The 11,722-nt window shown below is 34.9% G+C and carries 11 protein-coding genes; 2 read left to right on the top strand and 9 right to left on the bottom strand.

Going from position 1 to position 11,722, the window contains the following annotated elements; translation table 11 throughout:
* Positions 1-184 precede the first annotated feature (184 nt).
* The 5 genes from pilM to ruvC all read right to left on the bottom strand — a co-directional run bounded on the left by pilM (position 185) and on the right by ruvC (position 4,357).
* A complete protein-coding gene (gene pilM / locus ACECE_RS0223345; RefSeq protein WP_010251695.1) occupies positions 185-1,285 on the bottom strand; it encodes a type IV pilus assembly protein PilM in 1,101 nt (366 codons plus the stop codon).
* A 170-nt stretch (positions 1,286-1,455) separates the two neighbouring features.
* A complete protein-coding gene (locus ACECE_RS0223340; protein WP_010251692.1) occupies positions 1,456-1,986 on the bottom strand; it encodes an epoxyqueuosine reductase QueH in 531 nt (176 codons plus the stop codon).
* Positions 1,987-2,005: 19 nt separating this feature from the next.
* Positions 2,006-2,998, bottom strand: a complete 993-nt coding sequence (gene ruvB / locus ACECE_RS0223335; protein ID WP_010251691.1) for a Holliday junction branch migration DNA helicase RuvB — start codon at positions 2,996-2,998, stop codon at positions 2,006-2,008.
* Positions 2,999-3,138: 140 nt separating this feature from the next.
* Positions 3,139-3,747, bottom strand: coding sequence for a Holliday junction branch migration protein RuvA (gene ruvA, locus ACECE_RS0223330; protein ID WP_010251688.1), 609 nt, complete (start codon positions 3,745-3,747; stop codon positions 3,139-3,141).
* Positions 3,748-3,865: 118 nt separating this feature from the next.
* Entirely contained in the window at positions 3,866-4,357 is a 492-nt protein-coding gene (gene ruvC / locus ACECE_RS0223325) for a crossover junction endodeoxyribonuclease RuvC (RefSeq protein ID WP_010251685.1), read from the bottom strand.
* A gap of 164 nt (positions 4,358-4,521) precedes the next feature.
* Here ruvC and ACECE_RS0223320 point away from each other — a divergent pair, with 164 nt between their 5' ends.
* Together ACECE_RS0223320 and argH are read left to right on the top strand one after the other, a co-directional pair.
* Complete coding sequence (locus ACECE_RS0223320) at positions 4,522-5,739, top strand: argininosuccinate synthase (RefSeq protein ID WP_010251683.1); 1,218 nt, start codon at positions 4,522-4,524, stop codon at positions 5,737-5,739.
* 9 nt (positions 5,740-5,748) lie between these two features.
* A complete protein-coding gene (gene argH, locus ACECE_RS0223315; RefSeq protein WP_010251682.1) occupies positions 5,749-7,134 on the top strand; it encodes an argininosuccinate lyase in 1,386 nt (461 codons plus the stop codon).
* Positions 7,135-7,244: 110 nt separating this feature from the next.
* Here argH and ACECE_RS30510 read toward each other — a convergent pair whose 3' ends face one another.
* From ACECE_RS30510 to ACECE_RS0223295, 4 genes are all read right to left on the bottom strand, one after another.
* Positions 7,245-7,409: a metal-dependent phosphohydrolase gene (locus ACECE_RS30510; RefSeq protein WP_085946266.1), complete on the bottom strand. Its 165-nt coding sequence runs from the start codon at positions 7,407-7,409 to the stop codon at positions 7,245-7,247.
* A gap of 225 nt (positions 7,410-7,634) precedes the next feature.
* Complete coding sequence (locus ACECE_RS0223305) at positions 7,635-7,967, bottom strand: hypothetical protein (RefSeq protein WP_010251680.1); 333 nt, start codon at positions 7,965-7,967, stop codon at positions 7,635-7,637.
* Between the two features lie 250 nt (positions 7,968-8,217).
* Positions 8,218-9,348: a polysaccharide deacetylase family protein gene (locus ACECE_RS0223300; protein WP_010251679.1), complete on the bottom strand. Its 1,131-nt coding sequence runs from the start codon at positions 9,346-9,348 to the stop codon at positions 8,218-8,220.
* A gap of 457 nt (positions 9,349-9,805) precedes the next feature.
* Positions 9,806-11,695, bottom strand: a complete 1,890-nt coding sequence (locus tag ACECE_RS0223295; RefSeq protein ID WP_010251677.1) for an LTA synthase family protein — start codon at positions 11,693-11,695, stop codon at positions 9,806-9,808.
* Positions 11,696-11,722 lie beyond the last annotated feature (27 nt).

Raw genomic sequence — 11,722 nt, 5'->3', positions numbered from 1 at the left:
TAAAAAATCTTAACATATTTAATGTAACCTAGGGATTACTTAATGATACAAAAAAACAAAGGCATTTAGTCTATCGATTTTGAACATTTGCACTGAAATTTCTCAAAAAATAAAAGAAAGCTCATAAATTTAAGCTTTCTTCTACTATTCTATAAGAAAAATATTTGCATTAAAAACTAATGAATTATAATGTAATTCCTACAGCGTTAACCAAAAAGTTCAGCTTTTCACTATTGAGATTTCTGTTTATATCAATTCCATCAATATCAAGTAGTCCTACGGGATAAACCGGAATTTGGAGCGCCTGTTCCATATAGTCACTTAAGCCTTTAAGCAGCGATCCTCCACCTATGATAAATATCTTGCCAACCTTAACCCCATAACACCTTGCTTCATAGAAAGTCAAACACATATAAATCTGGTTTATAAGCTTGTCAACCATATCTTTCAATGTTTTATAAACCTTAATATGCTCCTCTGATCCATCGAAAGCAGGCGGCATAGATATACCATACATTTTTTTCAATCTTTCAGCATCCATTATAGACTTTTTAGCTGCTGTCGAAATGGCCTCATCCATATTAGAGCTACCAGTTAGTATAACCTTGTTAAACTCTAGAATTCTATTTCTCAATATATTAATTATTGTAGTTTCAGAACCAAAGTCAATAACAGCAAAAGCATCCTTATTTAATCCCTTATTTGGATTAACAAATTTTACATTATCTATATTAACCTTTATATCTCTGTTAAAAAATTTTGCTGTACTATTGGCTGGTATATCAACTGAAATAGGCTTCAAACCCAATTCGAAAAGAACATCTATGTAACTGTTTATTATATTCTTTCTCACGGCAGTAACAAATATTTTAAGCTTATCCTGGCCATTTTCCTTTAATTCTTGCAAAACCTTATAGTCAATTTTATGTTCTTCAAGATTTATAGGCATATTTTTACCTATTGCACTGTTGACCACAGCATCCAGATCTTGGTCAGAAACCTTATCAACTAAAAAAACACGGGATATTATACTAGTCCCCGACATAACAATCTTGGACTTTTTTACCTTCATATTGTTCTCTCTAATTATCCTACTGATCTCACTTGAAACTGCATCTACGTTTTTTATAACACCATTTTTGATACAATTTAGTGGAGTAGAAGCAATACCAAAATTTTTTATATAAACCTCATTGCTCCTATTAACTGCGACCTCCACCACTTTAATATTTCTAAAGCCTACATCGATGCTTAGATAATTGTTTTTAATAAACGGAAACAACATACATTTTAACTCCCTTACCCATAATCAAAACAGTGAAAAAAACTATAATCTCCCATATATAAGGTATCATATATTGGGAAAAAAATCAATGATTTTTGCTCTAAATATCTATATTTAAAAAACAGCTTTAGTTGCTGTGTCCCAGTAGTTACAAAAATACCATCAGGTCCCTATTTTTTATTACCGTTTGACTCAGAAAGAGATATGATACATCCACAGTATTTCTGGCGATATAATCCAATATCTTTTGCTTCCTGTTGCCCCTTTCGGAAACCCGGTCTAAAATCTTTGTAATAGAATTCAACACCATACTCTAAAGCATATTTTTCACCTAACATCTTGATTAAATCATGATTTTGGTAAGGACTCACCAAAAGTGTGGTAGAAAAAGCATTAAACCCTTTTATTGCAGCTGTTTTTGCTGCTTCCTCAATTCTTGTAGTATAGCACATATTGCATCTGCTAATATTGGTGTTGTCATAATTCTCCCAATCTTTTTGCCTGAATTCATCATTGTAATTTACTTTTATATCCTTAATAGCAGCTAGCTTCTCTACATTTTCCTTTCTTCTTAGTAACTCCTCCTTGGGATGAATATTAGGATTAAAAAACAGGCCTTCAAATTCTATACCTTCTTCACGTATTACACTTACAGGATAAACTGCACAAGGCCCGCAGCACATATGAAGTAACAGTTTCATAATATTTACACCTTCCTACTTATTCATATCTTAAGCCAAAGTGATCATATGCAAGTTTTGTTGCGACTCTTCCTCTTGGAGTTTTATTGATAAAACCAAGTTGAAGCAGATATGGCTCATATACATCTTCAATTGTATTTGTTTCCTCTCCTGTAGTAGCAGCTAAGGTATCCAAGCCTACAGGCCCTCCAGCAAATTTATCTATAATACTCATAAGCAAACTCCTATCCACACCGTCCAAACCAATAGGATCAATCTCAAGAGCATCAAGGCTCATACTTGCAATCTCTTTTGTAATCAGCCCTTCTCCTTTTACCTGAGCAAAATCCCTCACCCTTTTTAAAATTCTGTTTGCAATTCTAGGAGTACCTCTTGAGCGTCTTGCTATCTCTTCGGACGCATCTTCTTCTATTCCTATGGATAATATTCCTGCAGACCTTTCTACTATAGCCTTTAGCTCTTTCGGAGTATACATTTCAAGTTTGTTTATAACTCCAAACCTATCTCTAAGTGGAGAAGTTAAAAGTCCTGCCCTTGTAGTAGCCCCTATCAGGGTAAACTTGGGCAAATCCAGTCTTATAGATCTTGCACTTGGCCCCTTGCCGATGATAATGTCCAGGGCATAATCCTCCATAGCCGGATATAATATTTCTTCAACACTCCTATTAAGTCTGTGTATTTCATCTATAAACAGTACATCATAATTTCCCAGGTTGGTCAATATTGCAGCAAGATCCCCAGGCTTTTCAATTGCCGGACCGGATGTAATCCTTATATTTACTCCAAGCTCTGAAGCTATTATACTGGCAAGCGTTGTTTTTCCCAATCCTGGAGGACCGTATAGCAATACATGGTCTAGGGCTTCCTTCCTCTTCTTTGCTGCTTCTATAAATACGACCAGATTTTCCTTAACTTTTTTCTGGCCAATATATTCATTTAGCCTTCTTGGTCTAAGACTTGATTCATCAACATCTTCTTCATTTACATTACAACCTATAAGTCTATCTTCCATATTATTTTCCTCCAAAACTTAATCAAAATCTCGGGGGCATTTAGCCCCTCTCGATTTTAGGATTTTTGCTCCGCAAAATTCCTTAAATCCGAACAAAACTACCTTTACCTGCTTCTCTAAAGGAAAATCAAATAGAAACCTTAACTTCTGGCAAGCCCTTTAAGCGCACTCTTTATAATACATTCCAGATCCATATCATCTGAATATACTGAAGCTACAGCCTTACTAGCTTCAGTAGCAGTATAACCCAAAACAACCAGCGCACTTATTGCTTCTGAAACTCTTGAGTTGTCATTATTTGCAGGTATAGCTCCATCCTTGCCATTAAAAGAAGTAACCATATCTGTTTTATCTATCTTATCCTTAAGCTCGAGAATTATCCTCTGCGCCATTTTGTTGCCAATTCCCTGAGCTTTCGTAAGTGACTTATAGTCATCAGTAATAACCGAAAGGCCAAATTTAGATGGCGACATAGAAGATATTACAGAAATAGCAGCCTTAGGCCCAACGCCTGAAACCCCCAAAAGCAGCTCAAACATTCCCATCTCCTCTTGAGTCAAAAAACCGTAAAGGCTCATAATATCTTCACGCACATAAAGGTGTGTATATATCTTTACTTCACTTCCTATCGATTCAACGTTTTGAATTGTTGATAAGGAAGTGTAAATCTTATATCCCACTCCATTCGCTTCAACAACAATATATTCATTATGCTTGTATTCAAGTTTTCCTCTAATGTATGCAAACAATAGTTTTCCCTCCGTTTTTTCGTAATGAGACTTCTGATATTACCACCCATAAACCTACTGGGTTAATTCCCGCTTTTTCTTATAGTATAACTTCATAACACAAAGCTATAAGAAAAATTCAATATTTAGTTAGTCCAGCCATCCTGTGAGAATGCCCATGGCATATTGCAATAGCCAATGCATCTGCCACATCATCTGGCTTTGGTATTTTAGGAAGGTTTAGGATAACCTTTATCATTTGCTGAACCTGCGCTTTTTCTGCCCTTCCGTAACCAACCACTGACTGTTTTACCTGAAGAGGTGTATATTCATAAACATCTATACCACTCTCTGCAGCCGCTAATACCGCTACTCCCCTTCCATGTCCAACAGTAAGTGCCGTTTTAATATTTTTATTGAAGAACAATTCCTCTATTGAAATAGCATCAGGTTTATGCCTGCTGATCAATTCCTTAAGAGAATCGTGAAGATACAACAGCCTCTTCGGAAACTCCATAGAACTCTCAGTCGTAATTGCTCCATAATCAACAACCGAAAATTTGTTCCCCTCATATTTTACTACACCATAACCGGTTATTGCAAACCCAGGATCGATTCCTAATATTATCATTTGCCCACATCCCATAAAAAAATATAAAACAATTGTTATATGAATAATTATATGTTTTGTTGCATATTTATACATCTTATTGTATAATATATTCCATTATATTTATTAGAAAAATATATAATCATATTTATTAAATATTCTAACATATTTGAGGAGGTATTAATATGAGTCAAAAGGAAAAAGTAATCCTGGCATATTCAGGAGGATTGGATACATCGATAATTATTCCCTGGCTTAAAGAAAACTATGACTATGAAGTTATTGCGATGGCAGCTGATGTTGGTCAAGGAGAAGAACTTGATCCATTAAACGAAAAAGCTATTAAAACAGGTGCAAGCAAAATTTATATTGAAGACTTAAATGAAGTTTTTGTTAAGGATTTTATTTTCCCAACACTAAAGGCTGGGGCTATCTACGAGGGTAAATACCTTTTAGGTACATCCTTTGCAAGACCTATAATAGCAAAAAGAATGGTTGAAATAGCTGAAAGAGAAGGCGCAACTGCCATTTGTCACGGTGCAACAGGTAAAGGAAATGACCAGGTTAGATTTGAGCTTACAGTTAAAGCATTGGCACCACACCTTAAGATAATTGCACCTTGGAGAATATGGGATATCAAATCAAGAGAAGATGCAATTGAATATGCTGAAGCAAGAAATATTCCAATTCCTGTTTCCAAAAAAGACAACTACAGTATGGACAGAAACTTATGGCACTTGAGCCACGAAGGTTCAGACCTTGAAGATCCATGGAACGAACCGCAATACGATAAGCTGTTAAAACTTATGGTATCCCCTGAGAAGGCTCCAGACAAGCCTACTTATGTTGAAATATACTTTGAAAAAGGTATTCCTAAAAAGGTTAATGGTGTTGAATATGGCCCAGTTGAGTTAATCGCTGTGTTAAACAAAATTGGTGGAGAAAATGGTGTAGGAATTGTTGACATGGTTGAGAACAGACTTGTTGGTATGAAATCGAGAGGCGTTTATGAAACTCCTGGCGGTACTATACTTTATGCTGCTCACAGAGAACTTGAGTTATTGTGCCTTGACAGAGATACACTTCACTACAAAGATATTGTTTCTCAAAGATTTGCTGAATTAGTATACTTTGGACAATGGTATACACCTCTTCGTGAAGCATTATCTGCTTTTGTTGATGTTACACAGGAAAATGTGACAGGTACAGTAAGAATGAAGCTTTATAAAGGTAATCTTATGAGTGCAGGTGCAAAATCCGATTACTCACTTTACAGCGAAGAGCTTTCAACTTTTGGAAGAGACGCTGTTTACAACCAAAAAGATGCTGAAGGATTTATCAATCTCTTCGGATTACCTATGAAAGTTAGTGCTCTTATGAAAGAAAAAAATAAGAACAAGTAAGGTGATAAAATGAAGCTCTGGGGCGGTAGATTTGAAAAAAGCACTGACAAATCGGTTGATGATTTTAATTCATCAATAAGGTTTGACAGCCGCATGTATAAGCAGGATATACTTGGCAGTATTGCTCATGCGAAGATGCTTGGAAAATGCAAAATAATTTCTCAGGAAGACTCTGATTTGATTCAGGCTACTTTAAAAGAAATTTTAAAGGATATTGAAAACGGTCAGGTGGAGTTTGAAATAGACGCTGAAGATATACATATGAATATAGAAAAGATCCTGATTACAAGAATCGGCGATGTAGGGAAAAGGCTTCATACCGGCAGAAGCCGTAATGATCAGGTTGCCCTCGATATCAGAATGTATCTTAAGGACGAAGTAATTGAAATTAAAAAAATACTTGTTTCACTGGAAAATACGCTGATGGATATATCTGAAAAAAACCTGGATGTAATACTACCTGGGTATACCCATCTTCAGAGGGCTCAACCTATTACCCTCGCCCATCATATGATGGCATACTTTCAGATGTTCAAGCGCGATTTATGTAGACTCGATGACTGTTACAAGAGGATTAATGTGATGCCGCTCGGCTCTGGGGCACTTGCATCAACCACATATCCTCTTGACAGGCATATGGTTGCAGATGAACTTGGATTTGACGATATAACTGAAAACAGTCTTGATGGAGTTAGTGATAGAGATTTTGCCATTGAACTTGCATCATGTCTCTCAATTATTATGATGCACCTCAGTAGATTCAGTGAAGAGCTTATCATGTGGTCCTCACATGAATTCGCGTTTGTTGAGATGGATGATGCTTACAGTACCGGCAGTAGCATAATGCCTCAGAAAAAAAATCCTGATGTAGCAGAGCTTGTAAGGGGCAAAACAGGAAGAGTCTATGGAAGTCTTATTGGGCTTTTGACTGTTATGAAATCACTGCCTTTAGCATACAACAAGGATATGCAGGAAGACAAGGAATCCATTTTTGATTCGGTTGATACAGTTAAACTTTGTTTACCTGTTTTCACTAATATGATAGCAACAATGAAGGTAAGAAGAGAAAATATGTACAAGGCGGCACAAGGTGGTTTTACCAATGCCACCGACATAGCAGACTATCTAGTAAAAAAAGGTATTCCGTTTAGAAATGCCCATGAAATAATAGGCAAAATGGTGCTTTATTGCATAGGAAACAACAAAGCTATTGATGAGCTTACTATGGAAGAGTTTAAGGGCTTTTCTGATTTAATAGGTGAAGATGTCTATAAAGAAATAAGTCTTGAAACCTGCGTATCAGGAAGGAATCTTCCTGGAGGTCCTGCTAAAGAAAGAGTACTTGCTGCTATCCAAAGCGGCAGAGAGTTTATAAAGTCGCAAAATTTGAAGTAATGAATGGTTTAAAATAGCTATGGCATATTGATATTTATTATGTCATAGCTATTTTTTATTTAATAAATTTGTGAAAAGGCAGCGTAAAATCCTCTATGGTCAAAGTAAAACTATTTTTCATTTATTGATAGCTTTAAACTTACATTTTCCTGCCTAAAATCCACATCAATCTCAGAAAAACTAATTCCCTTTTTCTTAAGACTTTGTATTATTTCTCCTCTTATTTTTGCTACTACATCATTATGCGTGTTTTTCTCTTTCCTCTTTAAAAACATAGCCTATTACCTCACTTAACTTAATGTTGTTATAGAGCAATTTTCTGCCCCAAAGATATAATATATCATTTCCCTCTAAATGTATAATATTTCCTTTTAAAACACTAAGTTGCAATCAATGAATCATATCTCCATTAATTGAATACCAATCTTCCACACTCATATAGCTGCACATAAACAAAGCCCCTTTACGGAGCTTGTTTAAATACCTGCAAATTAAAATACCTATAGTTTTACTTTTTTATCGAGTGCGCGACCAAAACTACACCATGAGTCTCTAAGCTTAAAACGCATGCTTTCATCCATGGTTCTCTCAATCACATCATTCAAGCTTCTTCTCATTTGAATATACTCCGAAAGGTTAAATTCAGAACTATCCAACAGTTTATCCATATCTCCTATCCACTCGTTCACATGTTCAGAGCCAATAAATTCTTGAGATATCTTCTTTTTCATATGAGAAATAACCAACTTTACTGCTTTTCTTTTTACCTCTGCATCCGTCAGTTCTTTTCTTTTGGCTTTACTGGAATCAAAGCTAGAACAAACCTTAGTCATTCAAAACACTCCCTATCAATATACTGTTATAAAACAATGTACAAATAGAAATACACATTAATTATATTATAATATAGTAAATTATGCAAATTAAAACAAACATGTATTATTATAATTAGTAAATATTATGTTATAGCAAATTAATAAAGGGATGTTGACAACTTGTATGTTGTACTTATTGATCACGAAAAATAGCACTGACTTTTTAGGTCAGTGCTACATAATAGTCTGTATTATTATATATTCATTACTAATATACCACAATTTTTTTCCCTTGGAGCTTACTATTATCTACATTTTCTTCCTTGGACTTAGGTACAGTTACTGTATCAGAGTTGCCATCGCTAATATACTGACCTTCCCTTGAAAGATTTTTAATCCACCAGGCCAGATCAGCATCTACAGGATTAATTCCCGAAGCTCTCACCCGATGAATCGAAAGCGGATTAAACGATTTGCTTACAGGCGAATATGTTGGATCCCATCCCACTTCCATTATTCCGAAGTTCTCATATTTTGTTCCTTCGTACTCACCTTTTTGTACATATTCTTTTAGATTTTTTGAAGGTGCTCCGTATGGCAATGAAAAAGTATTCATCTTGTACTCCGGTATTAGTTCATACATAGTCTTTTGGTTAAGGCCAATTTCCTTTTGAATCTGATTAGCATCTTTTGCCTCTTTGAGGTTTATATGCGTATAAGTATGATTGCCAATTTCAAAACCTTTGTCAGTAAGGTATTTTAATCTTTGTGCTAAAGTACCTTCTCCATTAAAAGTATTATCTCCAAGGTTTACATAGAAAGTACCGCTAACACCAAAATCAGGATGTGTCTTGTTAAATTCCTCAATAATACCTACTGCTGAGTTCTTGTTTACCACAAGATTGCCACTTTCATTTACGAGGTTGAACTGGCCTTGCGTACCATCATCAAAAGTAAATACCATCGGTATACACCCTGCCGGCACCGAGATGTTATTACTCAGATAGTCAGTCATGCTAATTAGCCTGTAACCTTCTTCATAAAGGCTGGGTAAAAGCTTCCTGAATGCATCAAATGTAGTGGTATATTCACCTTTGTCATATTTAGATGGTTCAAAAGACTCTACAAAATTGTGGAACATTACAACCATTATCTTACCTGATTCATCCGGCTTTACAACCTGAAGGTCAATCGAAGGTGCTGGAGTAGGTTCGACCTTAGCAGGTGTTGGAGAAGAAGCTATGTTTCCATCTGATATTGCAGAAGGTTGAGATGATGCTTCCGGAGTTTTAGTATTCTCTACTTTTGGACTATTTGAACATCCGGTTAAAAATATAGACAACGCTAATACAGTTACTGCTGCACTTTTTGCAATGTTTGCTTTAAATATTGAAGTCATTAATATCGCTCCATTCGTCTATAAGAATTAGAAATAATAACCAATCCAAAATCCTCTTTCTATACATTATTTTCTAGAAACATGATATTTTAAAAAGGCTATTTTTTACTTATGTAATGCAGAACCTATATAGAAGAAAAACGAATATTTAGAGTAGCCTTCATCCAATGAAATGACTTAATAAAAATGTTTATCAAGTAATAACGATATGCTCCACACCACCAGCTTAATGCTGTGAATTATGAATTTAGTTTTTAACTAATTCTATTATAAAGCTATTGGTATTTTTCTTCTCATTCATAGGTTCCCATAATTCAATTATATTTATTTATATATAAATTTCAAATGTAAATTTCACCTTGTTTGCATTTTTCAATAAAATATCAGGGACATTTACTTATCAAATCCCTCAAATCAAAAAAGTCTGCAAACTCTTAAAGGGCTTGCAGACTTTTACCTATCTATCGAATTTCATTTTCCCATAAGCATTCTTTTCCAGAATTAAATCAGATATTCTCAAGTCTTCCTGATATTCGCCAATTTTTTTATCATAAGACGCTTTATTCAATTGCTGACCGCTTTTAAAATCATATACTTTGTTCTCATCACTGAAATAAAAGAAATCGCCAGTTACAACCGAACTGTTTCTTAAAACTGCATATCCTTCGTTACAATTAAATAAATCCTTTCCAAGTCCATAATAGTGATCTAGTCCCATGAGGTTCATTATTGTAGGATATATATCAACCTGTCCGCCTGTTTTTTCAACAACCCCGCTTTTCAATCCTGAGCAATGCATAAACACCGGCACCTTTTGAAGTTTTCCCCAATCCAGCTTACTATTACTTACATTAAGCAGCTTGATCAAGTCTTCCCCTGCCTGTGCTTTAGGAAGTCCATAGTGATCCCCATAAATCACCAGCAGGCTGTTGTCATAAAGCCCCTGCTCCTTAAGTTTCTCAATAAAACGCCCAAGAGCAGCATCAGCATAATTTTGAGCTTTCAAGTAGTTGCCGAGGTAAGTTTTATCATACGCTCCAACATCAAATGTTTTCTTATCATCAAAATATGAATATGGATGGTGACTTGAAAGAGTTATAAGAAACGAATAAAATGGCTTGCTTTTGTCAATAGCGCCTAAGGTCTGTCTATAAAATGAATCATCACTTAATGCCCATCCACCCCAACCAATATATTCATCCATTACAAAATCATTAGAACTTATGAACTTATCAAAACCAATCGCTTTATACATTTCAGTTCTATTCCAAAAGCTAGGCGTATAGGCGTGTGCAGCATAAGAACTATAACCCGAATCCTTCAGTGCTTTTGGCAATGAATAATAGTCATTTGTTGCAAATCTAAAATATGCAGTACCTTCCTTTGCCGCATATAATGAGTTGTTTGTCATAAATTCAGCGTCAGAAGTGTTACCTCCTGCAACTTGTACATAAATATTATTGAAGTATGCACTTTCACCAACCAACTTGTTTAAGTTAGGAGTTACTTCTTTTCCATTTATCTTCAATCCAACAACAAACTGCTGTAATGCTTCAACCTGCACAACAATTAAATTCTTCCCCTTTGCTATGCCATTGTAATTACTACCACTTGAATTTTCGCTCTTTCTTTCCAGATGTTCTTTTATATCCTGTTTTTCCTGACTACTTAAGCTCTTATCCCTTAAGTTTTCAGCTAAAAACCTCTTTGTATCAAAGTAGTGAAAGTATCCGATACCTAAATTCTTTACCATATAGTTATTATCGTAAACGGACGAATCATTTTGATTTCTGGCAATTGCAAAACTTGTAACACCTAAGGCAAATGCAACTATCGAAATTATCAATCTACTGAAAATTGAACTCTTAAGCGCTTTCTTCCTAAAAATTATCGGGTACAATAAAAACAGAGGCAAATCAAAAAAATATAAAATATCACTTTTTCTTAGCAAACTGACAGCACTGCCCCCGACTTCGCCTAAGTATCTGGCATTAGATATTACAGGAACTGAAATGATTGTGTTGTAATAACGAAAATACATTGCATCTGCAAACAAAAACACTGATAAAAATATGTTGGCTATAAGAAATAAGACTTTATTCCTTGAATAAAAAATAAACAAAATAGAAAAAAGTATCAAAACAAAGCCTATGCTTGACAGGGTCATAAACATATTAATTTTAGAAAAAAGCGGCCTAAAACTAATATGCGCCTGGAACTGCATAAACACAGCCTTACATAAAATAGCTCCTGCAAAAAAAATAATGTAGATAAAATCAAACAAATTAAATTGTTTTTTTATATCCGCAAATGGATTGGTTTTAATCCTTTCGAGTGAAACATTCATACCAAAAACCCCTCACAAATAAATTTA

Source organism: Acetivibrio cellulolyticus CD2, from assembly GCF_000179595.2.
In the GTDB taxonomy this organism is placed as follows: domain Bacteria; phylum Bacillota; class Clostridia; order Acetivibrionales; family Acetivibrionaceae; genus Acetivibrio; species Acetivibrio cellulolyticus.
Note: the sequence above shows the minus strand (reverse complement) of the source record. Positions and strands in the feature narration are given on the sequence as shown.

Bases quoted from the DNA above. Each gene is read 5' to 3' on its own strand.
- ACECE_RS0223305 (WP_010251680.1), bottom strand. From the start codon at position 7,967: ATGACTAAGGTTTGTTCTAGCTTTGATTCCAGTAAAGCCAAAAGAAAA.
- ACECE_RS0223300 (WP_010251679.1), bottom strand. From the start codon at position 9,348: ATGACTTCAATATTTAAAGCAAACATTGCAAAAAGTGCAGCAGTAACT.
- ACECE_RS0223295 (WP_010251677.1), bottom strand. From the start codon at position 11,695: ATGAATGTTTCACTCGAAAGGATTAAAACCAATCCATTTGCGGATATA.
- ruvB (WP_010251691.1), bottom strand. From the start codon at position 2,998: ATGGAAGATAGACTTATAGGTTGTAATGTAAATGAAGAAGATGTTGAT.
- pilM (WP_010251695.1), bottom strand. From the start codon at position 1,285: ATGTTGTTTCCGTTTATTAAAAACAATTATCTAAGCATCGATGTAGGC.
- ACECE_RS0223320 (WP_010251683.1), top strand. From the start codon at position 4,522: ATGAGTCAAAAGGAAAAAGTAATCCTGGCATATTCAGGAGGATTGGAT.
- ACECE_RS0223340 (WP_010251692.1), bottom strand. From the start codon at position 1,986: ATGAAACTGTTACTTCATATGTGCTGCGGGCCTTGTGCAGTTTATCCT.
- ruvC (WP_010251685.1), bottom strand. From the start codon at position 4,357: ATGATAATATTAGGAATCGATCCTGGGTTTGCAATAACCGGTTATGGT.
- argH (WP_010251682.1), top strand. From the start codon at position 5,749: ATGAAGCTCTGGGGCGGTAGATTTGAAAAAAGCACTGACAAATCGGTT.
- ACECE_RS30510 (WP_085946266.1), bottom strand. From the start codon at position 7,409: ATGTTTTTAAAGAGGAAAGAGAAAAACACGCATAATGATGTAGTAGCA.